Annotated in this window: 27 protein-coding genes and 1 tRNA gene; 23 read left to right on the top strand and 5 right to left on the bottom strand. The window is 65.1% G+C overall.

Features of this window, described 5'->3' with window-relative positions; all coding sequences use genetic code 11:
• The first annotated feature begins 95 nt into the window (after positions 1–95).
• The 6 genes from NNY25_RS09865 to NNY25_RS09840 all read left to right on the top strand — a co-directional run bounded on the left by NNY25_RS09865 (position 96) and on the right by NNY25_RS09840 (position 5,961).
• Complete coding sequence (locus tag NNY25_RS09865) at positions 96–476, top strand: winged helix-turn-helix transcriptional regulator (protein WP_265571209.1); 381 nt, start codon at positions 96–98, stop codon at positions 474–476.
• A gap of 68 nt (positions 477–544) precedes the next feature.
• On the top strand, positions 545–1,918 hold the full coding sequence (gene radA / locus NNY25_RS09860) for a DNA repair protein RadA (protein ID WP_265571207.1): 1,374 nt from the start codon (positions 545–547) through the stop codon (positions 1,916–1,918).
• A 33-nt stretch (positions 1,919–1,951) separates the two neighbouring features.
• Entirely contained in the window at positions 1,952–2,455 is a 504-nt protein-coding gene (locus tag NNY25_RS09855; protein ID WP_265571205.1) for a CvpA family protein, read from the top strand.
• Positions 2,452–3,759, top strand: a complete 1,308-nt coding sequence (cysS, locus tag NNY25_RS09850) for a cysteine--tRNA ligase (protein ID WP_265571203.1) — start codon at positions 2,452–2,454, stop codon at positions 3,757–3,759. Before NNY25_RS09855 ends, cysS begins: the two co-directional genes overlap by 4 nt.
• Entirely contained in the window at positions 3,744–4,181 is a 438-nt protein-coding gene (locus tag NNY25_RS09845) for an iron-sulfur cluster assembly scaffold protein (RefSeq protein ID WP_265571202.1), read from the top strand. Before cysS ends, NNY25_RS09845 begins: the two co-directional genes overlap by 16 nt.
• Complete coding sequence (locus NNY25_RS09840) at positions 4,171–5,961, top strand: cation:proton antiporter domain-containing protein (protein WP_265571201.1); 1,791 nt, start codon at positions 4,171–4,173, stop codon at positions 5,959–5,961. Before NNY25_RS09845 ends, NNY25_RS09840 begins: the two co-directional genes overlap by 11 nt.
• On the opposite strand, the gene aroB is transcribed toward NNY25_RS09840, so the two are convergent.
• Both aroB and NNY25_RS09830 read right to left on the bottom strand, forming a co-directional pair.
• Positions 5,958–7,007: a 3-dehydroquinate synthase gene (gene aroB / locus NNY25_RS09835; RefSeq protein WP_265571199.1), complete on the bottom strand. Its 1,050-nt coding sequence runs from the start codon at positions 7,005–7,007 to the stop codon at positions 5,958–5,960. The genes NNY25_RS09840 and aroB overlap by 4 nt on opposite strands.
• Positions 7,007–7,549 (bottom strand): shikimate kinase, encoded by a 543-nt coding sequence (locus NNY25_RS09830; protein ID WP_265571197.1) that lies wholly within the window; start codon positions 7,547–7,549, stop codon positions 7,007–7,009. The genes aroB and NNY25_RS09830 overlap by 1 nt, the downstream gene beginning before the upstream one ends.
• Before the next feature lie 71 nt (positions 7,550–7,620).
• Here NNY25_RS09830 and NNY25_RS09825 point away from each other — a divergent pair, with 71 nt between their 5' ends.
• The 5 genes from NNY25_RS09825 to NNY25_RS09805 all read left to right on the top strand — a co-directional run bounded on the left by NNY25_RS09825 (position 7,621) and on the right by NNY25_RS09805 (position 12,961).
• Positions 7,621–7,773 (top strand): hypothetical protein, encoded by a 153-nt coding sequence (locus NNY25_RS09825; RefSeq protein WP_265571195.1) that lies wholly within the window; start codon positions 7,621–7,623, stop codon positions 7,771–7,773.
• Positions 7,766–9,544, top strand: coding sequence for a hypothetical protein (locus NNY25_RS09820; RefSeq protein ID WP_265571194.1), 1,779 nt, complete (start codon positions 7,766–7,768; stop codon positions 9,542–9,544). Before NNY25_RS09825 ends, NNY25_RS09820 begins: the two co-directional genes overlap by 8 nt.
• Before the next feature lie 35 nt (positions 9,545–9,579).
• A complete protein-coding gene (locus NNY25_RS09815) occupies positions 9,580–10,422 on the top strand; it encodes a tyrosine-type recombinase/integrase (RefSeq protein ID WP_420854358.1) in 843 nt (280 codons plus the stop codon).
• A gap of 36 nt (positions 10,423–10,458) precedes the next feature.
• Positions 10,459–11,400, top strand: a complete 942-nt coding sequence (locus NNY25_RS09810; RefSeq protein WP_265571191.1) for an acetyl-CoA carboxylase carboxyltransferase subunit alpha — start codon at positions 10,459–10,461, stop codon at positions 11,398–11,400.
• A 91-nt stretch (positions 11,401–11,491) separates the two neighbouring features.
• Positions 11,492–12,961, top strand: coding sequence for a M48 family metalloprotease (locus tag NNY25_RS09805; RefSeq protein WP_265571189.1), 1,470 nt, complete (start codon positions 11,492–11,494; stop codon positions 12,959–12,961).
• Between the two features lie 49 nt (positions 12,962–13,010).
• On the opposite strand, the gene NNY25_RS09800 is transcribed toward NNY25_RS09805, so the two are convergent.
• Together NNY25_RS09800 and NNY25_RS09795 are read right to left on the bottom strand one after the other, a co-directional pair.
• Entirely contained in the window at positions 13,011–13,193 is a 183-nt protein-coding gene (locus NNY25_RS09800) for a Flp family type IVb pilin (protein ID WP_265571188.1), read from the bottom strand.
• Between the two features lie 87 nt (positions 13,194–13,280).
• A complete protein-coding gene (locus tag NNY25_RS09795; RefSeq protein ID WP_265571187.1) occupies positions 13,281–14,063 on the bottom strand; it encodes a class I SAM-dependent methyltransferase in 783 nt (260 codons plus the stop codon).
• Positions 14,064–14,105: 42 nt separating this feature from the next.
• Between NNY25_RS09795 and NNY25_RS09790 the strand changes: the two genes are divergently transcribed.
• The 12 genes from NNY25_RS09790 (at position 14,106) to NNY25_RS09730 (ending at position 22,922) form a co-directional block, all read left to right on the top strand.
• A complete protein-coding gene (locus NNY25_RS09790) occupies positions 14,106–14,843 on the top strand; it encodes a ComF family protein (RefSeq protein ID WP_265571186.1) in 738 nt (245 codons plus the stop codon).
• A 32-nt stretch (positions 14,844–14,875) separates the two neighbouring features.
• Positions 14,876–15,136, top strand: a complete 261-nt coding sequence (gene grxC, locus NNY25_RS09785) for a glutaredoxin 3 (RefSeq protein ID WP_265571185.1) — start codon at positions 14,876–14,878, stop codon at positions 15,134–15,136.
• Positions 15,136–15,960 carry a carbon-nitrogen hydrolase family protein gene (locus NNY25_RS09780; protein ID WP_265571183.1) on the top strand — a complete coding sequence of 275 codons (825 nt, stop codon included), beginning with the start codon at positions 15,136–15,138 and terminating at the stop codon, positions 15,958–15,960. The genes grxC and NNY25_RS09780 overlap by 1 nt, the downstream gene beginning before the upstream one ends.
• Positions 15,961–15,994: 34 nt before the next feature.
• Positions 15,995–16,071: transfer RNA gene (locus NNY25_RS09775), tRNA-Arg, on the top strand.
• A 21-nt stretch (positions 16,072–16,092) separates the two neighbouring features.
• Positions 16,093–16,323, top strand: a complete 231-nt coding sequence (locus NNY25_RS09770) for a DUF6356 family protein (protein WP_265571181.1) — start codon at positions 16,093–16,095, stop codon at positions 16,321–16,323.
• 7 nt (positions 16,324–16,330) lie between these two features.
• Complete coding sequence (gene folE, locus NNY25_RS09765; RefSeq protein WP_265571179.1) at positions 16,331–16,942, top strand: GTP cyclohydrolase I FolE; 612 nt, start codon at positions 16,331–16,333, stop codon at positions 16,940–16,942.
• A 63-nt stretch (positions 16,943–17,005) separates the two neighbouring features.
• A complete protein-coding gene (locus tag NNY25_RS09760; RefSeq protein ID WP_265571178.1) occupies positions 17,006–18,562 on the top strand; it encodes a PAS domain-containing protein in 1,557 nt (518 codons plus the stop codon).
• A gap of 441 nt (positions 18,563–19,003) precedes the next feature.
• The gene (locus tag NNY25_RS09750) at positions 19,004–20,236 is read left to right on the top strand and encodes a GTA baseplate fiber-binding domain-containing protein (protein ID WP_276591671.1); all 1,233 of its coding nucleotides are present in this window, start codon (positions 19,004–19,006) and stop codon (positions 20,234–20,236) included.
• Positions 20,237–20,240: 4 nt separating this feature from the next.
• Complete coding sequence (locus NNY25_RS09745; RefSeq protein WP_265571176.1) at positions 20,241–20,738, top strand: DUF2793 domain-containing protein; 498 nt, start codon at positions 20,241–20,243, stop codon at positions 20,736–20,738.
• 174 nt (positions 20,739–20,912) lie between these two features.
• Positions 20,913–21,791 (top strand): outer membrane protein, encoded by an 879-nt coding sequence (locus NNY25_RS09740; RefSeq protein ID WP_265571174.1) that lies wholly within the window; start codon positions 20,913–20,915, stop codon positions 21,789–21,791.
• Between the two features lie 132 nt (positions 21,792–21,923).
• On the top strand, positions 21,924–22,376 hold the full coding sequence (locus NNY25_RS09735) for an OmpA family protein (protein WP_265571172.1): 453 nt from the start codon (positions 21,924–21,926) through the stop codon (positions 22,374–22,376).
• A gap of 9 nt (positions 22,377–22,385) precedes the next feature.
• A complete protein-coding gene (locus tag NNY25_RS09730; RefSeq protein WP_265571171.1) occupies positions 22,386–22,922 on the top strand; it encodes a superoxide dismutase family protein in 537 nt (178 codons plus the stop codon).
• Here NNY25_RS09730 and uvrA read toward each other — a convergent pair whose 3' ends face one another.
• The gene (gene uvrA, locus NNY25_RS09725; protein WP_265571170.1) at positions 22,923–25,844 is read right to left on the bottom strand and encodes an excinuclease ABC subunit UvrA; all 2,922 of its coding nucleotides are present in this window, start codon (positions 25,842–25,844) and stop codon (positions 22,923–22,925) included. It lies immediately after the preceding gene.
• Positions 25,845–25,874 lie beyond the last annotated feature (30 nt).

Below are 25,874 nucleotides of genomic sequence, written 5' to 3'. Positions count from 1 at the left end.
AAGAAGGCACAAAGATGTGCCTATCTTGCAAGGTGCGTTGGGACGCTTAGTGTCGAAACGGATTTGGCAAGGTCCGTCGGCATCTCGGGAGCTTCATGATGAACGTCGCCTACAAGGGACTGCATTTCGCCAACTGCAACGATGTCGCGCCGATCCTCTATCGACTGGCGGAGAAATGGCCGATCCTGGTGATGATGGTGCTCGCTACCGGTCCACGCCACTTCAATCAGCTTAGACGCGAAGCCGAAGGGATTTCGCAGCGCATGCTGACGCGCACGCTCAGGACACTCGAGCGCGACGGGCTCGTGAGCCGCACCGTCCAAGACACCTGTCCTCCCCGGGTCGATTATGCACTCACGTCATTGGGCGAGAGTTTTCGCGACCCGATCGCCGCGCTTGGCACCTGGGCTCTCCATCATGTTCACGACATCCGTCGCGCCCAGCTACGATATGATCGACTTCAAGCGGAAGCGTGAAAGGGTCGAGGCCGACTCCGCTTACGAAAAGGCTTTTCGTTCTTCAAATGTTCCGCTAGCGTGACGCCATGGCCAAACCCAAGAAACGCTATGTCTGCCAGGCTTGCGGGACGGTGACGTCGCGCTGGCAGGGGCAGTGTGCCGACTGTGGCGACTGGAATACGTTGGTTGAGGACGCCTCGGGCGTCGTCACGGCCTTTTCCAAGAAGCACAACCTTCAGGGCGGCGGCTCCCGGATCGAGATGGTCGGCCTGAATGCCGACATCGCGCTGCCCGAGCGGATGACGACCGGAATCGCTGAGTTCGACCGCGCGCTGGGCGGCGGGATCGTGCCGGGCTCGGCGACGCTGATCGGCGGCGATCCGGGCATCGGCAAGTCGACGCTGCTGCTGCAGGTCGCGGCCAATGTCGCCAAGGCCGGCCGGCAGGCGGTCTACGTGTCGGGCGAGGAAGCGGCTGACCAGGTGCGGCTGCGCGCGCTGCGGCTGGGCTTGGGCGAGGCGCCGGTCAAGCTCGCGGCTGCGACCTCGGTGCGCGATATCCTGACGACGCTCGGCGAAGGCGAGCCGCCCGCGCTTCTGGTGATCGATTCGATCCAGACGATGCACAGCGACATGATCGAAGGGGCGCCCGGGACGGTCAGCCAGGTGCGCGCATCGGCGCACGAGCTGGTGCGCTTTGCTAAGGAGCGCGGGAGCGCGGTCGTGCTGGTCGGGCATGTCACCAAGGACGGCAGTATCGCGGGGCCGCGCGTGCTCGAGCATATGGTGGATACGGTGCTGGGCTTTGAAGGCGAGCGCAGCCACCAGTACCGCATCCTGCGCGCGGCCAAGAACCGCTTCGGCGGGACCGACGAGATCGGCGTCTTCGCGATGGAAGGGAAAGGCCTCGTCGAGGTCGGCAATCCGTCCTCGCTATTCCTCACCGAGCGCGGCGAGGAGATGAGCGGCACGTCCGTTTTCCCAGCGCTGGAGGGCACGCGCCCGGTCCTGGTCGAAATCCAGGCGCTCACCGTCCGGCTTGCAAGCGGTGCGACCCCGCGGCGTTCTGCGGTGGGGTGGGATTCGCAGCGGCTCGCGATGCTGCTCGCGGTACTCGAGGCGCGCTGCGGCATCTCCTTTGCCTCGACCGAGGTCTATCTCAACGTCGCGGGCGGATACCGGCTCGGCGATCCGGCGGCCGACCTCGCGGTTGCAGCCGCCTTGGTTTCGGCCCTGTCGGAACGTGCCGTGCCCGCGGGCACGGTTGTTTTCGGCGAAGTCGCGCTTTCCGGGGAATTGCGTTCGGTTGCGCATGCCGGTCTCAGGCTCAAGGAAGCCGGAAAGCTCGGTTTCTCGAACGCCTGGGCGCCGGCGGCGACCGCCAAGGCAGGCGGCATGGCGGTCGAGGGGTTCGACCGGCTGCGCGCGCTCACCGATCACATATTGGGACGCGAGGGCTAGCGCGGGGCGCGACGGTTCGCTAGCCGAAGCGCGATGACTGCACTCGACATTTTCGTGATCCTGCTGCTCGGCGGCGGTTGCCTCCTCGGCTTCGTGCGCGGTTTCGTGCACGAGGTGCTGACCCTGTTCGCCTGGGTCGCTGCGATCCTTGCGCTGAAGACGTTCCATGCGCCGCTGACCGCGACGCTGGAGCCCGGTGTCGGCACCGATGCCGGCGCGGCGATCCTCGCGTTCGCACTCTTGTTCCTGCCGACTTACGTCATCGTGAAACTGGTGGCGCGCAAGATCGGTGGCAAGACGCGCCGCTCGATCATCGGACCGATCGACCGCCTGCTGGGCGGCGGATTCGGGATCATCAAGGGCCTGCTGGCGGCGACGATCGTGTTCCTGCTCGCCAATCTCGTTACCGACTTCACCTACGGCCCCGAGGCTGATCGTCCCGACTGGATGACCGACAGCCAGACCTTCCCGCTCCTGAATGCCAGCACGCGCGCGGTGGTCGATTTCGTCGAGGTGGTGCGGGAGGACGAGCTGTGATCCGTCTTCACGACACGATGGCGCGCGAGAAGCGCGAATTCGTGCCTGCCGATCCCGAGCGCGTCACGATGTATGTCTGCGGGCCCACCGTCTACGGGCGGGCGCATATCGGCAACGCGCGCCCCGCTGTGATCTTCGACCTTCTGCGGAGTGTGCTCGAACATCGCTACGGCGCGGACCATGTCGTCTATGCGCGCAACATCACCGACATCGACGACAAGATCATCGCCACGGCGCGCGAGGAAGGTGTCGACCCGTCGGTCGTGACCCAGCGGTTCGAAGAGTATTACCTTGCCGACATGGGCGCGCTCGGTGTGCGGCCGCCGCACCTCGCCCCGCACGCGACGCACGAGATTGCGCCCATGGTCGCGATGATCGAGGCGCTGGTCGAGAAGGGCAACGCCTACGAGGCGGAGGGCCACGTGCTGTTCTCGGTGGCGAGCGATCCCGATTATGGCGTGCTGTCGCGCCGCGACCGCGACGAGATGATCGCGGGCGCGCGCGTCGAGGTCGCTCCCTACAAGCGCGATCCGGCCGATTTCGTGCTTTGGAAGCCGAGCGACGAGAATGTCATCGGCTGGGACAGTCCGTGGGGACGCGGGCGCCCGGGTTGGCATATCGAGTGTTCGGCGATGATCCGTGCGCATCTGGGCGAGACGATCGACATCCATGGTGGCGGGCTCGACCTCATCTTCCCGCATCACGAGAACGAGATCGCGCAGAGCCGCTGCGCCCATGGTGCGCCGCTCGCGCGCTACTGGGTGCATAACGGTTTCGTCGACATGGGCGCGGAGAAGATGTCCAAGTCGCTCGGCAACGTCGTGACGCCCGAGGTGCTGCTCGAGAGCCATGACGGCGAGACGCTGCGTTTTGCATTGCTGACGGCGCACTACCGCCAGCCGCTGCCGTGGACGAATGCGCTGGTCGAGCAGGCCAAGGCGACGCTCGACGGTCTCTACCGTAAGGTCGGCGACGCAGAGGTGGGCGAGCCCGATGCGCAGGTCGTGGAGGCGCTCGAAGACGATCTCAATACGCCGCTCGCATTGTCGCGCCTGTCGGCAATCGAGGACGCCGCCGCGCTCAAGGCTAGCGGGACGCTGCTCGGGCTATTGGGGCGTACTGCGAGCGAATGGTTCCAGGGCGGCACTGACGATGCGGCGGACATCAAGGCGAAGATCGAGGCGAGGGCAGCGGCCAAGAAGGCTCGCGACTTCGCCACCGCCGACCGCATTCGCGACGAGCTGATGGCCGACGGCATCCTCCTCGAGGACGGGCCGGGCGGGACGACGTGGCGCAGGGCCTGAGCGCCCCTTACACCAAGGACATCCTGCGGCTTGCCGCGGGGCAGGAGCATCATGGCCGGCTCGAGGTGCCCGATGCGCGCGTCGAGCGTCGCAGCCGGACGTGTGGAGCGGTCTTAAAGCTCGATCTGGCGGTCGAGGACGGTAAGGTCTCTTTGATCGCAGTCGAGCCGGAGGCATGCGCGTACGGTCAAGCGGCGACGACCCTGATGACGCGTCATGCTGCCGGACAATCACTCGCCGGGATCGAGCAGGCGCTTGCCGCGTTGCGGGCCTGGCTTGCGGGGAAAAGCGACGATGCAGGACCATGGCCAGAAATCGACCGGCTCGAACCCGCGCGCGAGCGACCGGGGCGGCACGGCGCGGTACTGCTGCCGTTCGAAGCCTTGGCGGATGCGATGAAGGAGGCGACGCGTGACGATTGAGGACACGGCAGCGAGCCACGCCGAAGCGACCGGCCTGCTGCTGGTCGATGCCGCGATCATGCTCGGCGCGGCGCTTCTGTTCGTGACCCTGTTCCGCAAGGCGGGACTGGGGGCGACGCTCGGCTATATCGTCGGTGGTGCGGTCATCGGCCCGGGGCTGCTCGGACTGGTGGGCAATGCGGAATCGATCATGGCGGTGTCCGAATTCGGTATCGCACTGCTGCTGTTCATAGTCGGGCTCGAACTTCATCCCAGCCGGTTGTGGCGGCTGAGGCGCGACATTTTCGGGCTGGGAATTACCCAGGTCGTGACCTGCGGCTTGGCGCTCGCAGCGCTGATCCACTTCGTCCTCGGTTTCTCGATCGAGGCGAGCCTTGCGATCGGCCTGCCGCTCGGCCTGTCGTCGACCGCGCAGGTGCTGCCGATGCTGCGCTCGACGGGGGAGCTCCACCAGCCGCATGGCGAGCGGGCCTTCTCGGTGCTGCTCCTCCAGGACATCTCGATTGTGCCGATGATCACGATCATCGCGGCGCTGTCGCGCGCGCCGGCCGACCCCAACGATCCGTCGGGCGTGATGCTGGCGCTCTACACGGTCGGTGCGATCATCGCGCTGATCCTTGCCGGCCGGTTCGTCATCAATCCCTTCTTCCGCCTGATCGGCAAGATCGGGGAACGCGAACTGTTCGTGGTCGCGGGACTGTTCACGGTCATTGCGGCGGCCTCCTTGATGCACGCGCTCCACCTGTCGACAGCGCTGGGCGCGTTCGTCGCGGGTGTGATGCTTGCCGAAAGTCCCTACCGGCACGAACTCGAAAGCGATGTCGAGCCATTCCGCTCGATCCTGCTGGGCTTCTTCTTCCTGTCGGTAGGCATGTTGCTCGACCTTGGTGCGATTGCCGAGCGGCCGCTGCTGATCGCGGGGGTGGCAGCCGGTATCGTTCTCGTGAAGGGGGCGATCATTTTCGGGCTTGGCCGGGCGTTCGGCATGGCCAAGGGACCCGCCTTGCGGCTCGGCTTGCTGCTCAGCCAGGCAGGTGAATTCGGTTTCGTGCTGCTGACGCAGGCGCAGCAGGCGCAGCTCATCCTGCCGGAAGCGGTCTCGACCTTCGGTGCGGTCATCACCCTGACCATGGCGACGACCCCCTTCCTGATGATGCTGATCGAGCGGATGGAAGCGCGCGAGGCAGAAGCCGGCGACGGGCCGGAGGGTCCCGAACGTGCGCCCAGGCGGAGCGTCATCGTGGTCGGTTACGGGCGCTTCGGACAGACGGTCGCGCAGATGCTGATGGCCAAGAAGTTCGGAGTTACGCTGATCGACAGCAAGACGGCGCAGATCGAGCTGTCGGAGGAATTCGGAACCAAGGTCTATTACGGCGACGGCACGCGGCTCGATTTGCTGAGGACTGCGGGCGCGGACGAAGCCAGGGCGATCCTGTTCTGCCAGGACGGCAAGGGCCCGACTGCCGAGCAGCTCGGGAACGTGCTCGAAGCCTTTCCGCAGGCGGCCGTGTTCGTGCGCGCGTTCGACCGGCGGCATCTCATCGAGCTCGACGGGATCGATCTTTCGGGAGTGGTGCGCGAACTGTTCGAGAGCGCGGTGTTGATGGGGCGCACCGCGCTCGAAGAACTCGGCGTCTCCGCGCCGGAGGCGGAGCGGGTCGAGCAAGCCTATCGCGACCGCGACGAGGAACGGCTCGAACGCCAGAGCGAGACGGGTGATCTCCATGCCGCCAAGGAGCGCATGTTCTCCGCCGAGCGGTCCTTGCCGGAAGACGACTAGCCCGCGTCGCGCAGGAAGGCGGCGAGACGATCAGGTTCGACGTCGGGCGAGACGAAGGCGTCGCCGATGGCGCGAAGCAGGATCAGCGTCACGCGATCGTCGCGGTTCTTCTTGTCGCCGCGCATCGGGTCCAGCAGTCGCTCGCCCTTGCCAGCGAGGCCGACTTCGCTGAGCCGGAGCGGGAGGTCAGCGCGCGCGAGGAGCTGGCCGAGGCGCTCGACGATCGCGGGATCGCAATGGCCGACGGCTGCGGAATAACGAGCGGCGAGCATCATACCGACCGCGACCGCCTCGCCGTGATTGAGTTCGCCGAGGCCCGCCACCGCCTCGATCGCATGGCCGAAGCTGTGGCCGAAATTGAGGAGGGCGCGGCGTCCGGTCTGGTCTCGAGGATCGTCGGCGACGGTGTATTGCTTGGCGGCGAGGCAATAGCGGATGGCATCGGCGCAGGTGTCGAGATTGGCCGAGGCGAGCGCTTCCATGCCGCGTTCGAGAGCGGCGAAGAACTCCGCGTCGCCGATCACTCCATATTTGACGATCTCGGCGATCCCCGCACGAAATGCGCGCGGGTCGAGGGTGGTGAGATATACGGGATCGGCAATCACGAGCGCGGGGTCGTGGAAGGTGCCGACCATGTTTTTCCGGCCGGCGAAGTCGATCGCGGTCTTGCCGCCGACAGCGCTGTCGACCTGCGCGAGGAGCGTGGTCGGAAGCTGGATGACGGGGCAGCCGCGCCGGTAGAGCGATGCAGCGAGGCCCGCGAGATCGCCGACCGAGCCGCCGCCGAATGCGACGACGGGGCGCTGGCGCGGATGGTTTCGAGCGGTCAAGGCGTGGAGCAGTGTTTCGAGTTCGGTCCAGCTCTTTGCCGCTTCGCCCCGCGTCACGATGATCGGGTCGACCGGGAGCAGGTCTTCGAGCGCCTTGCCGTGAAGTCGCCAGATGTGCGCATCGGTGATGACGGGAAGGGGCGCGCCGTCGGCCAGCTCTTCCAGCCGTTCCGCATGGTCGCGCAGGGCGCCGACGAAGATGGGCGTCTTGCTCATCAGGCGCCCAGATGTTCCTCGACTGCCTCTATGATCTCCTCGACCACCTTGCCATGGGCCTGTTCATTGCTGATCACATGGAGATGTGCCTCAGCGTACAGCGGGCGGCGTTCCTCGTCGAGCTTGGCGAGGGTCTTGGCGCGGTTGCCGTCGCGAAGGAGCGGGCGCGTGTCGCGGCGTCCCGTGCGCTCTGCAAGGACGTCCACTGGGGCGTCGAGCCAGACGGTAATCGCCCGTTCGTTCAGGAGCTTTCGCGTGTCCGGGTCGACGTAGGCGCCGCCCCCGGTCGCGATCACGCCGACGCTCCCGTCGATGAGGCGCGCAACCAGCCGTCTCTCGCCGTCGCGAAAATCATCTTCGCCATATCGTTCGAAGACTTCGGCCGCCGAAAGACCCGCCGCATCCTCGATTTCCGCGTCGCTGTCGGTAAAGGGCAGGCCGAGCCTGCGCGCGAGCCTTCGCCCGACCGTCGACTTGCCCGCTCCCATCAGTCCGACGAGGACGATGGGCTTGTCGAGGCGTCTTGTCAGCGGGTGAGGCATGGCTAGGGGCTATACTGTGACGACTTGCTGGGGCAAAAGCCCGAAAAATCAATTTTGCGAAAGAGGCCTTCATGTCGCGCCCGGTACTGATTCTCGTTTTGCTGCTCGTTCTCGTCGTAGGTGGGCTCTTCTACCTCTCGAACGCGCCCGAACCGCAGCCGACCGCGCCGGTCGAAGTCGATGTCGACATGAGCGAAGGGGCGGACGACGCGGGCGATGCGTAAGCGATTTCTCGTCCAGGTCGCGGCGATTGCGCTGATTGGCGTCGCCGGCGCCGGCATGGCGCAGGATCGACCCGAATCGCTCCTGCCGCCCGGCTTCGACGAAACACCTGCTCCTACGCCTGCGCCTGCGCCTGCACCGGCGCCGTCGCCTCGTCCCGCGCCGGCCCCGTCCGCCGACGAATTCGAGGACGAAGACGCGGAAGACGCGGACGCCGAAGACGAGGAATTCGATCTCGAAGACGAGGAAGAGGCAGACGATTCGTCATCCTCTTCGGAGCGCTTCTCGTTGTCGACGGGGATCGGTGGTTTCGGCGAAGAACCGTGGGGCGCGCTCAAGGGGCGTTTCGCGAAGATTGCCCTGCGTCGGATGGATGCGCCACTAGCCTCCCGCTGGGCGCATATCGGGCTGCGCAATGCACTGATGGCGGACGGGCCCGCGCCCGAAAGCCTCGACGATGCGGATTGGGCTGCCGAACGCGCGTGGCTGTTGCTGCGCATGGGGGAGGCGGATGCGGCACGGCTGCTGATCGGCGGCGTTCCGCGCAGCGCTTACGATGCGAAGATGGCGCAGGTTGCGACGCAGGTCGCATTGGCCACATCGGACATGGCCGCGATCTGCCCGGTGCCCGGTGCGCTCGACCGAGCCGAACCGCGCGCCGAGCCGCTGGTCCGGGCGATCTGTGCCGCACTGGCCGGCCAGCCCGAAGTCGCCGCGGACGCGATCAGTCGCGCCCGGCGCCGCGGACCGGTCGGCGGGATCGACCTTTCCCTGGCGGAAAAACTGGTCGGCGCAGGCTCCTCGACCGCGCGCGCGGTGACCATCGAATGGGATCCGGTCGACCGGATGACCGCGTGGCGGTTCGGGCTGGCGAGCGCGACGGGGATGGAAATCCCCGACCGGCTGCTGCGCGCGTCGAGCCCACAGATGATCGCCTGGCACGCGCGTGCGCCGCTACTCTCGGCGCAGCACCGCCTGGCGTCGGCGAGGGTCGCGACCGGACTGGGCGTGTTCTCGGGTCAGGCGCTGACGGATGTCTATTCGCTCGTTTACGACGCCAGCGACGCGGACGCGCTGGCAGGGAGCGACGCGCTTGCGCTGCGCCGTGCCTTCGTCGCGGCCGAACCCGAAGGGCGTATCGAGTCGATGCGGGCGCTGTGGAATCTCGGGGCGACCAGCGATCTCGAGCTTCTGGCGTCCTGGGCGGCGACAGCGCGTGCGGCGTCGCGTATCACGCCGTCGACCGATTTCGAGGACGACGCGACGTCGCTGATCGCCTCGATGTTCGCAGCCGGTCTGGACCGCGAGGCGGCACGCTGGCTGCCGGTGATCGCGGAGATGGACGAGGATGACGCCGATGCGTCCTGGGCGATGCTCGCGGTGGGGGTCGAGAATCCCGCGCGTGTCGACACCACGCGCGACCGCGTTTCCGATTTCGTGGGGCGCGACGAGAGCAAGGACCAGATCAAGTCCAAACTGCTTGTCGCCGCGCTGGCCGGGCTGGGCCGCATCGATCCCGAGGCGACCGGGGCCTTCAACGCGCGGCTGGAGCTCGGACTGCAGCGGCATACCAAGGCGACCAAGGCGATCGACGGGGCATCGGCTCGGCGCGAGGCGGCAACGGCGATGCTGATGACCGCGATGACGATGCAGACGAAGGATCCCGAGAACCTCTCGCCGCTCTATCTCTTCCACGCGCTGACCGCGCTGCGGCGTACCGGACAGGACTATCTAGCCCGGATGATTGCTGCGGAGTTGATGTCGAGGACGTGAGCGACGACGCGGCGCTGATCGATCGCTTCCTCGACATGCTCGCCGCCGAGGCGGGGGCGGCGCGCAACACATTGCTCGCCTACCGCGCCGATCTGGAAGCGGCCCGCAAGGCGCTGGGCGGGCCGGTGTCGTCGGCAAGCGTCGAGGCTCTGAAGTCGCTCGGCGAGCAATGGTCCGATCTTGCCGCCTCGACGGTCGCGCGGCGTTCGGCGGCGCTGCGCCGTTTCTATGGCTTCCTCTTCGATGAAGGATTTCGCTCGGACGATCCCTCGTCGACCCTTCCGCGGCCCAAGCTCAGCCGCCCGTTGCCGCGGATTCTCGATCCCGACGAAGTGGAGCGGATGCTGGAGGGCGCGGCCGAGAAGGCGCAAGGCGAGCGACCCGTTGCGCTGCGCAATCTCGCCCTTCTCGAACTGCTCTACGGGTCGGGCCTGCGCGCGAGCGAACTGGTGTCGCTCCCGCGGCGCGGCGTACGTCCCGGAAGTCCGTTCCTGATCCTGGCGGGCAAGGGCGGCAAGGAGCGGCTGGTCCCCGTCTCCGACCGTGCGCACGCAGCGATCGCCGCATGGGATGCGGTCCACCCGGGCGGAAAATGGTTGTTTCCCGGCGGAAAGGCGCATCTTTCGCGCGTGCGCCTGTTCCAGATCGTGCGCGCGATGGCGGCGGACGTCGGAATCGCGCCGGACCGGGTTAGCCCGCACGTCCTTCGCCACGCCTTTGCGACACATCTTCTCTCGGGAGGCGCGGATCTGCGCACCTTGCAGGCGTTGCTGGGGCACAGCGATATCGCGACGACCCAGATCTACACGCACGTCGACGCCTCGCGACTGGTGGAACTTGTCAATGCGAGACACCCGCTTGCGCGTCGCGGCGATTGACGCCGCGCGAGGGCCGCTCTACCCGCCGAACCCAAGATGATGAGCTATCTCGACTTCGAACGGCCGATCGCCGAACTGGAATCGCGCGTCGCCGAACTCAAGGCCACCGCCGAGGGCGGTGAAGTGAACCTCGACACGGAAATCCGGCGTCTCGAGGTGAAATCCAAGAAGATGCTGCGCGACACGTACGGCAAGCTGACGCCGTGGCAGAAGGCGCAGGTGGCGCGCCATCCAAGCCGCCCGCATTTCAAGGACTACGTCGCAGGGCTTGCCGAGGATTTCATGCCGCTGGCGGGCGATCGTGCCTTTGCCGACGACGCGGCAATCATCGGCGGTCTGGCGCGGATCGACGGGCGCCGCGTGATGCTGATCGGTCACGAGAAAGGCGACGACACCGCGAGCCGCCTCAAGCATAATTTCGGGATGGCCAAGCCGGAAGGCTATCGCAAGGCGATCCGCCTGATGCAGTTGGCGGACGATTTCGGGCTGCCAGTGGTGAGCCTGGTCGACACGCCGGGCGCCTTTCCGGGCGTACAGGCGGAGGAACGCGGACAGGCGGAAGCCATCGCGCGTTCGACCGAGCAGTGCCTTGGCCTCAAGGTGCCGATGGTCGCGACGATCGTCGGTGAAGGGGGCTCGGGCGGAGCGGTGGCGATCGCCGCCGCCAATCGCGTCCTGATGTACGAGCATGCAGTCTATTCGGTGATCTCGCCCGAAGGCTGCGCCTCGATCCTGTGGCGGACCGCGGACAAGGCAGCGGATGCGGCCGAGGCGATGCGAATCACGGCCAAGCACCTCAAGGAACTCGGCGTGGTCGATCGGATCGTGAAGGAGCCGCTCGGCGGCGCGCACCGCGATCGGGGCAAGGCGATCGCGAGCCTCAAGCGGGCGATCGTCGAGGAACTCGACACGCTCGGCGCGTTGAGCAGCCAAGAACTTCTGCACCAGCGCCGCGAGAAATTTCTCTCCATCGCCTGATCCGGAAAACCGGAACCGAAACGAGCGCGGCGCCGTTGGGGCGTCGAAAGGGGCGGATCATCCGCCCCCGTCTGTCTCGCGGAGGTATTCGATGCGTCTTTCCACCCTGATCCTCGCCGCCGGTTCGTCGCTGGCCCTGGCCGCCTGCATGACCGCGCCGCCGGCCGATCCCGGGATTTCCCAGCGCGAAGCGCAAACGGCGACACAGCAGCACAGCCAGGTGATCGCGGAGTTCGGTGGCGAAGTGACCGGCGCGCGAGGCAACTATGTCGAAATGGTCGGCGACAAGGTCGCGGTCCATTCGGGTACCCCCAACGCGGCTGCCGCCTACGATTTCACGCTTCTTTCCTCGGCCGTCGAGAACGCGTTCGCGATTCCCGGCGGAAAGGTCTACGTGACCCGCCAGCTGATGGGGCTGATGGACGACGAGGCCGAACTCGCGTTCGTGCTCGGACACGAAGTCGGACATATCGCGGCCGACCATAGCCAAGCGCGCCAAGCCAAGGCCCAGCAGAACTCCATCCTCGGTGCGCTCGGCGCAATCGTCGGCGGCGTTCTGGGCGGCAATAGCGGCGTCGGCGACCTTCTGGCCAAGGGCGCGATGCAATATGCCCAGCTCAACACGCTGAGCTACAGTCGAGACCAGGAATACGAATCCGACACGCTGGGTATCCGCTACATGGGCGCGGCCGGCTACGATCCGAACGCCAGCGCCTCGATGCTCGCCTCGCTCGGCGCGTCAACCGCTCTCGATGCACGCATCCAGGGCAATAGCGGGCGTTCCACCCCCGAATGGGCCCGAACGCACCCGCTGAGCGAAAATCGCACGGCGCGCGCGGCCGACCTTGCACGGCAATCGCCGGGGCAGGGCGGAATCCGCAACCGCGACCAGTTCCTCGGTGCGATCGACGGGATGGTGATGGACGACGATCCCGAGCAGGGCATCATCGAAGGTCGCACCTTCACCCATCCCGACCTGAAGATGCAGTTCACCATCCCGACGGGGTTCCGCATGCAGAACGGGACGCGGCAGGTCAGCATTGCGGGATCGAGCGGGCAGGCGCTGTTCTCGGGCGGCCGCATGAACGGCAATCTCGATTCCTACGTCGGACAGGTCATCCAGAGCATCGTCGGGAACCAGGCGCAGGTCAGTATCCCCCAGCCGCGCCATACGACGATCAACGGGCTCCCGGCTGCCTACACGACCGCGCGGGTCAACACCGGCAATGGCGCGGTCGACCTGTCGGTGATGGCTTACCAATGGGACAATGGGACGGCCTACCACTTCGCCACGCTGACGCAGGCGGGAGCGGGGTTGCAGCCGTTCGCGTCGATGATCGACAGCTTCCGCCGCATCAGCGCGAGCGAGGCGTCGGCAATCCGTCCGCGCGTGATCGACGTCGTCACGGTCAAGTCGGGTGACACGATCCAGTCGCTGGCGAGCCGGATGGCTTATCGCGATTACCAGGTCGACCGATTTATGGTGCTCAACAGCCTGTCGAGCAGCAGTCGCCTGACCCCCGGTCAAAAGGTCAAGGTCGTCGTCTACGGCACACGCTAGGCGCGAGAAGAACAATGCGAGGGCGGGGCCTGTCCGGGGCCTCGCCCTTCTACATGACGTTCTTCAGGTCGTTGTCGAGGCCGCCCCACATGCCGGCAGAACCGCCGCCCATGGCTTGGAGGCCTCCCATCATCGCTATGACGATGAGTGCGGCAATCAACCCGTATTCGATCGCTGTAGCCCCGCGCCTGTCCTTGCGCAGGGTATGCAAAAAGTTTCGGATAGCGAGCACGCCACCCTCCTTCCGGTCTTGGTCCACGCCGGGCAGATTAAGGCAACTAACCTTAACAAGTCGGCATGACGAAAGGTTAATGACGGGTCATCCGTCTGCGTCGCGCCAACCGGTGAAATAGAGAATCTCGATCGTTTCGGGCGTTTTCCCGTCCTCGTCCGCCAGGCGCGCGAAGGTGTTGCGAGCGGCTTGCAGGGCCTGTTTGCCCAGCGGGCGGCGGGATCGTTCCACGAGCGTGTTGGTCGCGCCCATACCGCGAAGATCGGCCACCAAACTGTCGAATCCCCCGAAGCGTACGGTGACGCGATCGATGTCGACGACAGGCATCGCGAACCCAGCTTGCGACAGGAGACGCGTCAGCCCTGCCGGGTCGATCCGCGGATGGATGCGCGGCGACGCCCGACCGATGATCGCGTCGGCCGACGCCATGCTGGTGCGCAGCGCAGGCAGGCTGTCGCCGCCTGCAAGTGCGCCGAGGAGAAGTCCGTCTTTCGCCAGGGCGAAGCGCATTCGAAGCAAGGCGCCGGCAATGTCGTTGGCATCCGCCAGAAGGCCGAGACTGACGACGAGATCGTAACTCCCGGGCTGGACGTCGAGTGCTTCCTCGTCGCAGGCGACGCCGCATGCTGCCTGCGCCATCTCGAGCGACGGATCGACAACGTCGAGCCGACCGACCCTGGATGCGAGGCGCTCGGCGAGGCGCGGATCGGGGCAGCCGACAAGGAGGGCGCGTGGGAAGTCCCGCCGGACCATGTCGAGCCGATCGACCAGGTCTTCGAGCGCGCGGTCGTAGAGGTAGGTGACGGATCCCTTCCTGGCGGCGCGATCGCGCCTCTTGCGGCGAAGGTCGAGATCGAACGGTCCGGACATCGGGCGGCTTGTGGCGTGTCGCGAGGTAGGTCACAAGAGGGGATGTTGTCGTCGCTTTTCGGGCGCCTCGGGCGCGGCCTGCTCGATTTTGCCCTCCCGGCGCGCTGTGCCTCGTGCGGCGAGATCGTCGAGCATGCCGGCAGTTTCTGCAGCGCGTGCTGGACGTCCATTGACTGGATCGGGACGAGCGGGTGCACGCGTTGCGCGATGCCGCTCGAGGCGACCGAGCAGGACCAGTGCCTTGCGTGCGAAAGCGATCCGCCGCTGATCGAGGCGACGTCCGCCGCGACACGGTACGGCGAGACGAGCCGCGCGCTGGCGCTGAAGCTGAAATACGGACGGCGCGTGGCACTCGCCAAGGCGATGGCGGCGCCGATGGCGCGTTCGCTGGAAGGTGCGGATCGCGATGCGTTGCTGGTGCCTGTTCCCCTCCATCGCGGACGGCTGTGGCAGCGCGGTTTCAACCAGGCGGCGTTGCTGGCCCGCGAACTGTCGCGGCGCAGCGGGCTCGAGAACGATCCGTTCGTGCTCGAACGCACGCGTGCGACGCGCCCGATGACGGACATGACCCCGGCCCAGCGGCACAAGAACGTCCGCGGCGCCTTCGCCGTCGTCGATCGATCCCGCATCGAAGGACGGACGGTAATCCTCGTCGACGACGTCAGAACGAGCGGAAGCACCCTCGAAGCGTGCGCACGCGCCTTGCTCAAGGGCGGTGCGCGACGGGTCGAGGCGAATTTGTGGGCAAGGGTGGTTCGCCCGCGGCGTCTGGCGCGTTAGGGAAGCAACGAACACGTAACCGGAGTGATGTTTTGGCTACCGTCGAGATTTATACGAAAGCGACCTGTCCCTACTGCATCCGCGCGAAGCGGCTGCTGGACATGAAAGGGGTCGAGTATGTCGAATACGAGTTGCACTCGATGCCCGAGAAACGGGAGGAAATGATCCAGCGCGCGCATGGCCGCACGACGGTGCCACAAATCTTCATCGACGGCGAGCATGTCGGCGGATGCGACGACCTGTTCTCGCTCGAGATGGACGGGAAACTCGATCCGAGATTGAAGGCCGCCTGATGACGCGTATCGCGCTGTTCCAGGCGACGACGGGGATCGACCCCCAGCGCAACGCCGAGGCGCTCGAGCGAGCGATCGAGGAAGCGTCAGCCGGCGGCGCGGCGATGCTGTTCACGCCCGAAATGTCCGGCTTGCTCGACGGCAATTCCCAACGGGCGGCACGATCGGTGCGCAGCGAAGCGGACGACCCGCTGCTGGCGCGCGTCCGCGAGGCCGCCGCGCGCCGCGGTCTCTGGGTGCATCTCGGCTCGCTTGCGCTGGAGGGCGAGAACGGCAAGTTCGTCAATCGCGCCCTGGTGATCGACGCTACAGGCGAAATTCGCGGACGCTACGACAAGATGCACCTGTTCGACGTCGACCTGCCGACCGGCGAAAGCTGGCGTGAATCGGCGACCTACCAGCGCGGAGAAGCGCCGACTCTCGTCAAGGGAACGCCAGTCGGCTCACTGGGGCTGGCCATCTGCTACGACCTTCGATTCCCGGCACTGTTCGCGCGTCTTGCCGAAGCGGGCGCCGACGTCATCGCCATCCCGGCCGCATTCACCGTCCCGACCGGGAAGGCGCACTGGGAAGTCATGCAGCGTGCGCGTGCGATCGAGGCCGAACTGTTCGTGATCGCTGCCGCCCAGGTCGGAAAGCACGAGGACGGGCGCGAAACCTACGGCCACAGCCTCGTCATCGACCCATGGGGCGAAATCCTCCTCGACATGGAGGATCGGCCGGGTGTGGCGTTCGCGGACATCAATCTCGCCCGGATCGACGAGGTGCGTTCGCGCATCCCCGTGTTGCAGCACCGCAGGGCAATTGCACCGCTGGGCGATTGATTGCGCGCCTCATCCCCCATATGGGGGCAGGGACGGCTCCGTAGCTCAGCCGGATAGAGCGACGGTTTCCTAAACCGCAGGTCGCAGGTTCGAGTCCTGCCGGGGCCACCATTTTTCGCCGCGGAGAGAGACATGTTCGATCGCCTTTTCCAGGACCATCCCAGGAACATCGGGATGAGCTGGGGCGAGCACGGCTCCGGCGCGGCGCGGCTGGGACTGCTGATGATAGGCGGCGGGGTGCTGTGCCTCGTCCACGCCCTCGTCCCCGGCCTGTTCGTGCGCACGACCAGCAACCTTCTCGAAAACCTCAACGATACCGCGCGCCGCCGCAAGGCGCTCGACCATCCTGATTATGAAATCTGAGGATTCCATGGCCAACACTCCCGTCGATGGCGACCTCGTGGCACCGCCCAAGAAGATCGCGGTCCCGACCGACGTCGCCGAGGCGGTACGGACGCTCATTCGCTGGGCAGGCGACGATCCCGACCGCGAGGGTCTACTCGACACGCCGGCGCGGGTGGCGCGCGCGTGGAAGGAATATGCAAAGGGTTACGAAGAGGACCCGTCGCACCACCTGTCGCGCACGTTCGAGGAAGTGGGCGGCTATGACGAAATCGTGCTCCTGAAGGACATTCCGTTCCAGTCGCATTGCGAACACCATATGGCGCCGATCATCGGCAAGGCGTCGATCGCCTATCTTCCGAACGACAAGGTGGTCGGCATATCGAAGCTCGCGCGCGTGCTGCACGGGTTCGCGCGCCGGCTGCAGGTGCAGGAACGACTGACGGCGCAGGTCGCCGACTGCATCTGGGACCATCTTGAGCCGCAGGGGGTGGCGGTGGTCATCGAGGCGAGCCATGCCTGCATGACCGCGCGCGGCGTCAACACGCCGGGCGTAATGATGACCACCAGCCGGATGATGGGCACGTTCCGCAAGGACGAACGCAGCCGGCGGGAAGTGCTGGCCCTGATGGGTTACTGATCCAGGGAAGCATTCCGTCAAAAAGGGTTGTGAGTTCAACCCGATGGCCGTAGCGCATGCGTAATGAAACGCAGCGCTCCTTTTGCCGGTATGCCCGCCGCGACCTCGATCGATCCGATCTATGTCGATTCCGCGGGCGGCGAGGCCGCACGCCGGCGCGTGCTCGATCTCTACGATCTCGAGACGCTCGACGGCGACAACGAACTGCGCGCGATCACCGATTTCGCCGCCAACCTCTGCGAAGTCCCGACCGCGCTGGTGTCCCTCGTCGAGGAATCGCGCCAGCTGTTCCTCAGCCGGACCGGGATCGATGTGTGCGAGACGCCGCGCGGGCAGAGTTTCTGCCAGTATGCGATGTTGGGCAAACGGGTGATGGTCGTGCCGGACGCGGCACAGGACCCGCGCTTTGCGGCAAACCTGCTGGTCACCGGGCCACCTCACATCCGCTTCTATGCAGGCGCGCCGCTGATCAGCGAGGAAGGGGCGCCGCTCGGCGCGCTGTGCGTCATCTCGCCCGAACCGCGCGAACGGCTGACGTCATTGCAGCGGCAGGGGCTCGAAGTCCTAGCCAACGCGGTCATGCGCAGGCTGGCCGCACGGCGGCGCGAGCTGGAAAGTCGCGAGGACGCGGACGAGGCGACGCGCGCGCTGCGCGAGAGCGAGGAACGTTTCGAGGTCCTTGCCGACGCCATCCCGCAAATGGCGTGGTCGACCGACGGCGAGGGGCAGCCCGACTATTTCAACGCGCGCTGGTACGAGTTTACCGGCGGCTCCGAGGGCCAGCATTACGGCGATGCCTGGACCCAGGCGCTGCACCCCGACGACGCCGAAAGGGCGGCGCGGGTCTGGGCGGAAGCGGTCGAGAGCGGTGAACCCTACGAGGTCGAGTACCGACTGCGCCGCCACGACGGCGAATATCGCTGGGCATTGGCGCGCGGCCTTCCCGTTCGAAACCGGAATGCAGAAATCGTTCGCTGGTTCGGCACCTGCACCGACATCCACGACACGCGGCTCCTGATCGAAAGCCAGCAGCTCCTGTCGCGGGAGTTGAGCCATCGGATCAAGAACATCTTCTCGGTGGTTTCCGGCCTCGTCAGCTTCGCGTCGCGCGCGAACCCGGAAATCAAGGGCGTGACGGCCAAGTTGAGCGATCGCATCGCAGCGCTCGGCCGGGCCCATAATTACGTCCGGCCGATCAGCGACGAGCCGGCGCAGCGCACGCAGTTGTCGTCGCTCCTCAACGACCTGTTCGCGCCCTATGCGGAGGATGGCGAGCCGCGAGTCCTGATCGAAGGTGACGATGTCGAGGTCGGCGAGAAGGCGGTAACCCCGCTGGCCCTTGCCTTTCACGAACTCGCGACAAACGCGGTCAAGTACGGCGCCCTGTCATGCGAAGGGGGGCGCGTTTCCGTCCGAATGGCGAAACGTGACGACACGTTGGTGGTCGACTGGGTAGAGCAGGGCGGCCCGGCCGTGGATCACGAGCGCGGCGATCTGGGCTTCGGAACCGATCTTGTTGAGATGTCTGTCGTGCGGCAGCTCAAAGGGGGGGTCGAGCGCGAATGGGCGATAAGCGGACTTCAAGTCCACTTCCGGTTCCCTCTCGACCGCTTGAAATAACCAGAACGGTAAAAAATACTTGACATCGTCACGCTGTTTGGGTACATAAGTGAAGCATGAAGAATTGCGAATCGAGCGACGGGGCGCTCGGGTCGCCGACGGGCCGGGACGCAGACGCGTCGCCGGCCCTTTCCATTTGGAGAGAATGACTATCGAAAGCCGCTGAAAATCGGGGAGGGGCTGGTCGGAAGGAAAGCACCATGGCCACAAGCCGTCCGCCCGAAGCGGGCGACGGGCAGCGCGATGGCGTGCTGCCACGACCCGGACTTCCGTTCGATCTGACGGCATCCCAAGCACGGGTCCTTGCCCACTGGTTCGAACCATGGGCCGCCGAAGGGCAGCGGCCGCCACCGGGCGATTGGCGGACTTGGCTCATCCTTGCGGGGAGGGGCTTCGGCAAGACCCGGGCCGGATCCGAATGGATTCACTCGATCGCTGGAGATGCGAAGATCCGGGGCGGGGCGCCTGGAAGTCAGGGTCGACGCGCCCCTCGTGACGACTTCCCAAGAAGCGCGTGCTGCTGCCCAGAACATCCTTTCGCGTGCCTTTCGCGAGCGCGAGAAGGTCAGACTGAGGCTCGGGCCCGGCTTCATGGGGCTGCGCCCCGGCGATCACTTCGCGTGGCAAGGTGTTCAGTGGGCCGCGATCGACGTCGAGACCGAGCGAGGTGTCGTCATCGTCATCGGATCGCGGGCAGGGTTTCCATCGAATGTCGACACGCTTCCCTCCGACGCGGGGAGGATCGCGCCCAATCCAGATATCGTCCTCGCACCCACGCAGGTGGCATTGTTCGAGATACCAGACCTTGGCGATGGGTCGGGCTCAACGCATGTCGTCGCGGCGGCGACGGAAAGTCCCGGGTGGAAGCCCGTTCCATTGTCGTTGGACCTCGACGGCTCGACGACAGTCCTGAGTAGCGCAGCGACACAGAGCGTTTCCGGGGTTGCGCTGGGCGCGCTGGAAGATAGCGGACAGTTTTGCGTGATCGATCGCCAGAGTTCCGTCGAGGTTCAGCTTATCGATCCGCGGCACTGGCTTCAATCCGCGACCGAAAGCGACCTGCTGGGGGGAGCGAACATCGCGCTACTTGGCAGCGAGCTGATTCAGTTCGCTCAGGCGCTTCCGCAAGGGGAAGGCCGCTTCGTCCTGAAAGGTCTGATCCGCGGATACCGGGGCACGGACTGGGCCATGGCGTCCCACTCGATCGGGGAGCCATTCGCCATGGTCGAACCGGGGAGAGTTGTAACACTAGCCCTTCCAATCGAGCGCGTCGGGTCGACCATGACACTGCGGCCCGAAGGGCTGGCCGATGAAGACGCAATTCCCGTTGAAATGATCTTCGCCGGGGAAAGGTGGAAGCCGCCGCGTCCTGCCAACCTCGAGGCATCCTGGAAAGCCGACGGCTCGCTTGCTGTCAATTGGACGCCAAGAAGCCGTCAGGGCTGGGCTTGGATCGACGGATTGGACGCTGGAATTGGCGAGTCCTCCTGGTCCTACGAAGTGATCATCAGTTCGGAAGCCGGGGTCGCGACGGTCTCTACCTTCGAGGCCAGCGTCGTCATCGACCCCGCATTACTCCCGCCCACGTCGGCATCCAATTCTACCGTCTCGGTGTGTTTCGTCGGCGAGCAAGGGCGCTCGCATCTCACCAGTATCCTTATCCCTCAGGAGTGATCTTATGACCAAGACCGCGCGACTTGCGCTTCCGCTGCTGGTACCGGGGCAGTTGCAGAAGGAGATCGCCCACAATGAAGCCATCGAGGCGATTGAGATGCTCTTGCACCCCGAGGTTGTCGGACCCCCGCAGGCCACTCCTCCAGCCAGTCCCGTCGAAGGCAGTTGCTTCCTGATCGGATCCGGTGCCTCGGGCGACTGGACGGGGCGCGACGGGATGTTGGCGATGGCCGCCGTTGGCGGATGGCGATTTGTCGTCCCTCCTTCAGGAACGCGCGCCTTCGATCCTTCATCCGGCGGTTATTGGAAACATGTCGGTGGCAGCTGGGAAAGCGATCGACTGAGAGGCGTCCTCGAGGACTATACGGGGAGCCAGATCGTGGGTGCGCGCGGTGCGGCAGTCGACTCTCCGTCGGGGGGCGCGGTGGTCGATGTAGAAGCGCGGATCGCGATTGAAACGATCATTGCCCGCTTGGCCGAACATGGTCTGATTGGAGCTTAGTTCGCGTCGCCGTCAAAGTTTGCCAACGAGGGCAACTGTTTAGCAAATTCCCTTCGAAATAGTGCGGCATTTTGGCAACAGGCCGTAACGATCTCCTTCTTGCGCGGAAACCGCGTCGCTCATAAGGTGTTCAAGCAGTTCTTACCTAGGACGCGTTTGAAAGGGGATATCAATATGCGGAAGCTGGCCATCTCGGTGGCGCTTGCGTCGACGATGCTCGCAACTCCGGCTGTCGCTCGCGACAAGTCGTGGTACGTGGGGATCGAAGGCGGCGCCATGATCGTCGAGGACACTGAACTCGACCTCGCAGCCACTATCCTTCAAGTTGAAGACGATCCGATTCTGGTCGATGAAGCCAATGGCGTAGTCGTGAGCTACGACATGGGTTACGATGTCGACCTCATCGCAGGTTACGATTTCGGTATGATCCGCGCTGAAGCCGAACTGGGCTACAAGCGTGCGGGCCTCGACGAAATCCTGATTTCGCCGCTGCCGATCGGGCAGGTCGGTCCGTTCGAGGACATTGCCGGTCATGGCTCCGTCTACTCGGGCATGATCAACCTCCTCCTCGACTTCGGTGACGATGACGGTTGGTCGGGTTACATCGGTGGTGGTTTCGGCTTGGCGCGCGTCAAGCACACGATCGACATTCCGGCGGTCGTCGACTTCACCGACACCGACGGCACGCACGCCTGGCAGCTCATTGCGGGTATCCGCAAGGCGGTCAGCCCGAACATGGATGTCGGCCTGAAGTATCGCTACTTCCGCACCGGCGACTTCCAGTACAATACGACGGGCGAACTTCCGTTCACGGACATCGGCCTCGACAGCAACGGTTGGGGATCGCACAGCCTCCTCGCGAGCTTGATCTTCAACTTCGCGCCGCCGCCGCCTCCGCCGCCGCCGCCGCCGCCGCCTCCGCCGCCGCCGCCTCCGCCGCCGGAGACGATCACCTGCCCCGATGGCTCGGTGATTCTGGCGACCGAAGTGTGCCCGCCGCCGCCGCCGCCGCCGCCTCCGCCTGAGCCGGAGCCGGAACCGGAGCGTGGCTAAGGCCACCGGTCGGTAACGACAGAGAGAGGGTCGGTCTTCGGATCGGCCCTTTTTCTTTGTCCCACGACATGTTGATGGTTGCGAACCTGGCGACCATGCCGATACTCGGTCCTAGTCAGTCGGGAGCGATCCATGTCGATATTCATCATCAGCGCTGTTCTGGCCGGCATGGCCCAGCAAATGGCGAACGACGACGTAGCACCATGCACCAGTGGAACGGACGCGTGCGTGGCGAAAGAGGGTCTTCCCGGCCCCTTCATCCTCTTTTTCGACTGGGACGGCAGGCGGCTCGACCGGGACGCCGAAGAATTGCTCGGTCAAATCGTCGAAGCAGCCAACGCTAATCCGGAGCTTCGCATCAAGCTCGTCGGCCACAGCGATCGCTCGGGCTCAGCGAGCGTGAACGAAGTAATCGCCAGGCAACGCGCCGAGGCCGTTCGACAAGAGCTAGTCGAACGCGGGCTTAAGCGGGATGCGCTCAGCATTCGATCGGCAGGCGAACGTGAACTTCTCATTCAAACGGCCGATGGAGTCCGGGAGGCACAGAACCGCCGGGTCGAAGTCGAGTTTCTTGCAAGGAATTAAGGACAAGCCATGAAAAATTCGGTTTTCATCGGCACCGCCATCGCGCTCTTCGCTGTGCTTGCGGGATGCGAAAAAAGTTCGACCGCAAACGAAGGGACGCCACCTTCGATGGCTTCGGCAAAATTGCTCAGCGGGATCGAAGCCACTGTCGGGAACGTCAGCTGGACGCAAGATTCCAACGGGGTCACGATCAGCTTGGATGTGGACGGGATACTGCCGGGCCAGCATGCAGCTCATCTGCATGAATCCGGAGTATGCGAATTCCCGGATTTCCAGAGCGCAGGCGGCCATTGGAACCCCGCGGGCAAGCAGCATGGTCGGGATAATCCCGCCGGTGCGCATCTTGGGGATCTCTCCAATATCGCTGTCGACGACCAAGGTCGTGCCACGGCCCAGTTCCTCATCGGCGGAGTGTCGATCGAGGACATGGCCGACGCCGACGGAACGGCACTCGTCATCCATGAAGGAGCCGACGATTACCGGACCGACCCGTCGGGGGACTCCGGTGCTAGGGTAGCGTGCGCCGTCATCGCGCCGCCACGCTGACTATTTCGCTGCCTCCAGCGTCTTCGTTTGGCTGGAACGTGACGCCTTGGCCAGCATCGGCCGCAGGTAGTGTCCAGTGTGGCTCGCATCTGACTTGGCGATGGCTTCGGGAGTCCCCTCAGCGACGATCCGGCCCCCGTTGACACCACCGCCCGGACCGAGATCAAGGATATGGTCTGCCGTCTTGATGACATCGAGATTATGCTCGATCACCACGACCGTATTGCCCTGTTCGACAAGGGCGTGGAGCACTTCGAGCAGCTTGCGGACATCTTCGAAGTGTAACCCGGTGGTCGGCTCGTCGAGAATGTAGAGCGTGCGTCCCGTCGCGCGTTTCGACAACTCCTTCGCCAACTTCACGCGCTGTGCTTCCCCGCCGGACAAGGTCGTCGCCTGCTGGCCGACCTTGATGTAGCCAAGTCCGACCTTCTGCAGCATCGCCATTTTGTCGCGGATGCCAGGGACGGCTTTGAAGAATTCGACTGCGTCTTCTACGGTCATATCGAGCACGTCGGCGATCGACTTGCCCTTGAATTTCACCTCGAGCGTCTCGCGATTGTAGCGCTGGCCGTGACACACGTCGCACGTCACGTAGACGTCAGGCAGGAAGTGCATCTCGATTTTGAGCAGCCCGTCGCCCTTGCACGCCTCGCAGCGCCCGCCCTTGACGTTGAAGCTGAAGCGACCGGGCTTGTAACCGCGCGCACGGCTCTCGGGCAGGCCCGCGAACCAGTCGCGGATTTGGGTGAAGGCCCCGGTATACGTCGCCGGGTTCGAGCGTGGCGTGCGCCCGATCGGCGACTGGTCGATGTCGATGACCTTGTCGAGATGCTCGAGCCCGGTGATCTTGTCATGTTTGCCCGACAGGATGCGTGCGCCGTTGAGCGCACGTGCGGCCGCGGCATAGAGCGTGTCGATGGTGAAGCTCGACTTGCCCGACCCCGACACGCCGGTGATGCAGGAGAACGTGCCGAGCGGGACAGACGCGGTCACGTCGTCGAGATTGTTGGCGCGCGCACCGTGGACGGTCAGCTTCTTGCCTGAGCCCTTGCGGCGCCTTGCCGGCACCGCGATCTCGCGGCGGCCCGACAGATAGTCGGCAGTGAGGCTTTCCTCGCAGGACAAGATTTCGTCGAGCGTACCCGCGCAGACTACTTCGCCGCCGCGCACGCCGGCACCCGGTCCCATGTCGATGACATGGTCGGCGGTGCGGATCGCGTCCTCGTCATGTTCGACGACAAGCACGGTGTTGCCGAGGCTCTTCAACCGCTGGAGAGTCTCGAGGAGGCGGTCATTGTCCTTCTGGTGAAGGCCGATCGAGGGCTCATCGAGCACATAGAGCACGCCCGAGAGGCCCGAACCGATTTGGCTGGCAAGGCGGATACGCTGGCTCTCGCCGCCCGAAAGCGTGCCGCTGGTGCGGTCCAGGTTGAGATAGTCGAGCCCGACATTGTGGAGGAATCCGAGGCGCTCGTTGATCTCCTTGAGGATCGCGCGCGCGATTTCCTTCTGCTGGTCGGTGAGATGCTCCTCGACGCCGAGGAACCAGTCGCGCGCATCGGCGACCGAGCGGCGCGCCGACTGGCTGATGTCCTCGCCCGCAATCTTGACCGACAGCGCTTCGGGCTTGAGGCGCGAGCCGCCGCACGTCTCGCACGGATGGGCGGCCTGATACTTCTCCAGCTCTTCGCGCATCCACGCGCTTTCGGTCGTGCGCAGGCGCCGTTCGAGATTACCGATCACACCTTCGAACGGCTTCTTGACCTCGTAGCTCTTCCGGCCATCGACGAAGCGCAGCACGACGGGGCGGCCCTTGGTGCCGTAGAGGATAGCGTCACGCGCCTCGGCAGGCAGGTCGGCCCACTTGGTCTCGAGATCGAAGTCGAACGCGCGCGCGAGGCTGCCGAGTACCTGCATGTAATAAGGCGAGGGGGGCTGGCTCTTCGCCCAGGGCACGACCGCGCCCTTCTTGATCGACAGGCCGTGATTGGGAACGACAAGATCCTCGTCGAACTCCATCCGTTGGCCCAGCCCGTCGCACGCGGGGCAGGCGCCCTGCGGCGCGTTGAACGAGAAGAGGCGCGGCTCGATCTCGGCGATGGTGAATCCCGAAACCGGGCAGGCGTAATTCTGCGAGAACACGATGCGGCCCGGAGGCGCGTTTTCGAGCTTCATGGTCGAGGTCAGCGCCGCATCCTCGGGCGGGTCGACGGGATCGAGATAGGCAAGGCCTCCCGACAGCTTCAGTGCGGTCTCGAAACTGTCGGCGAGGCGTGCCTCGATGCCATCCTTGATGACGATGCGATCGACCACGATTTCGAGGTCGTGCTTGTACTTCTTGTCGAGCGCGGGTGCTTCGTCAATCGGGTAGACCTCGCCGTCGACGCGGATGCGGGTGAAGCCCGCTTTCTGCCACTCGGCGATTTCCTTCTTATACTCGCCCTTGCGGCCACGCACGACGGGGGCGAGCAGCAGATGACGCGACTTTTCGGGCAGTGCCATCGTACGGTCGACCATCTGGCTGACTTGCTGGGCTTCGATCGGTAGCCCAGTCGCGGGCGAATAGGGGACACCCACGCGCGCCCACAACAGGCGCATATAGTCGTAGATTTCGGTGACCGTGGCGACGGTCGAGCGCGGGTTCTTGCTGGTCGTCTTCTGCTCGATTGAGATAGCAGGAGAGAGGCCGTCGATATGTTCGACATCGGGCTTCTGCATCATCTCGAGGAACTGGCGCGCATAGGCGCTCAAGCTCTCGACATAGCGGCGCTGGCCTTCGGCGTAGATCGTGTCGAAGGCGAGGCTCGACTTGCCCGACCCCGACAAGCCGGTGATGACCGTCAGGCTTTCGCGCGGGATGTCGATGTCGACACCCTTGAGATTATGTTCGCGCGCCCCGCGCACCGAGATGTTGGTCAGCATGATCGCCAGAATGTTCCATATTTGTTCGCA

This window comes from Sphingomicrobium nitratireducens (genome assembly GCF_026157035.1).
Classification (GTDB): Bacteria; Pseudomonadota; Alphaproteobacteria; order Sphingomonadales; family Sphingomonadaceae; genus Sphingomicrobium; species Sphingomicrobium nitratireducens.
Note: the sequence above shows the minus strand (reverse complement) of the source record. Positions and strands in the feature narration are given on the sequence as shown.

Excerpts from the sequence above, each read along its gene's own strand:
- NNY25_RS09865 (WP_265571209.1), top strand. The coding sequence starts at position 96 with ATGATGAACGTCGCCTACAAGGGACTGCATTTCGCCAACTGCAACGAT.
- radA (WP_265571207.1), top strand. The coding sequence starts at position 545 with ATGGCCAAACCCAAGAAACGCTATGTCTGCCAGGCTTGCGGGACGGTG.
- NNY25_RS09855 (WP_265571205.1), top strand. The coding sequence starts at position 1,952 with ATGACTGCACTCGACATTTTCGTGATCCTGCTGCTCGGCGGCGGTTGC.
- aroB (WP_265571199.1), bottom strand. The coding sequence starts at position 7,007 with ATGAGCAAGACGCCCATCTTCGTCGGCGCCCTGCGCGACCATGCGGAA.
- NNY25_RS09830 (WP_265571197.1), bottom strand. The coding sequence starts at position 7,549 with ATGCCTCACCCGCTGACAAGACGCCTCGACAAGCCCATCGTCCTCGTC.
- NNY25_RS09825 (WP_265571195.1), top strand. The coding sequence starts at position 7,621 with ATGTCGCGCCCGGTACTGATTCTCGTTTTGCTGCTCGTTCTCGTCGTA.
- NNY25_RS09820 (WP_265571194.1), top strand. The coding sequence starts at position 7,766 with ATGCGTAAGCGATTTCTCGTCCAGGTCGCGGCGATTGCGCTGATTGGC.
- NNY25_RS09815 (WP_420854358.1), top strand. The coding sequence starts at position 9,580 with ATGCTCGCCGCCGAGGCGGGGGCGGCGCGCAACACATTGCTCGCCTAC.
- NNY25_RS09810 (WP_265571191.1), top strand. The coding sequence starts at position 10,459 with ATGATGAGCTATCTCGACTTCGAACGGCCGATCGCCGAACTGGAATCG.
- NNY25_RS09805 (WP_265571189.1), top strand. The coding sequence starts at position 11,492 with ATGCGTCTTTCCACCCTGATCCTCGCCGCCGGTTCGTCGCTGGCCCTG.
- NNY25_RS09795 (WP_265571187.1), bottom strand. The coding sequence starts at position 14,063 with ATGTCCGGACCGTTCGATCTCGACCTTCGCCGCAAGAGGCGCGATCGC.
- NNY25_RS09790 (WP_265571186.1), top strand. The coding sequence starts at position 14,106 with ATGTTGTCGTCGCTTTTCGGGCGCCTCGGGCGCGGCCTGCTCGATTTT.
- NNY25_RS09780 (WP_265571183.1), top strand. The coding sequence starts at position 15,136 with ATGACGCGTATCGCGCTGTTCCAGGCGACGACGGGGATCGACCCCCAG.
- NNY25_RS09770 (WP_265571181.1), top strand. The coding sequence starts at position 16,093 with ATGTTCGATCGCCTTTTCCAGGACCATCCCAGGAACATCGGGATGAGC.
- folE (WP_265571179.1), top strand. The coding sequence starts at position 16,331 with ATGGCCAACACTCCCGTCGATGGCGACCTCGTGGCACCGCCCAAGAAG.
- NNY25_RS09760 (WP_265571178.1), top strand. The coding sequence starts at position 17,006 with ATGAAACGCAGCGCTCCTTTTGCCGGTATGCCCGCCGCGACCTCGATC.
- NNY25_RS09750 (WP_276591671.1), top strand. The coding sequence starts at position 19,004 with ATGCGAAGATCCGGGGCGGGGCGCCTGGAAGTCAGGGTCGACGCGCCC.
- NNY25_RS09745 (WP_265571176.1), top strand. The coding sequence starts at position 20,241 with ATGACCAAGACCGCGCGACTTGCGCTTCCGCTGCTGGTACCGGGGCAG.
- NNY25_RS09740 (WP_265571174.1), top strand. The coding sequence starts at position 20,913 with ATGCGGAAGCTGGCCATCTCGGTGGCGCTTGCGTCGACGATGCTCGCA.
- NNY25_RS09735 (WP_265571172.1), top strand. The coding sequence starts at position 21,924 with ATGTCGATATTCATCATCAGCGCTGTTCTGGCCGGCATGGCCCAGCAA.
- NNY25_RS09730 (WP_265571171.1), top strand. The coding sequence starts at position 22,386 with ATGAAAAATTCGGTTTTCATCGGCACCGCCATCGCGCTCTTCGCTGTG.
- uvrA (WP_265571170.1), bottom strand. The coding sequence starts at position 25,844 with ATGCTGACCAACATCTCGGTGCGCGGGGCGCGCGAACATAATCTCAAG.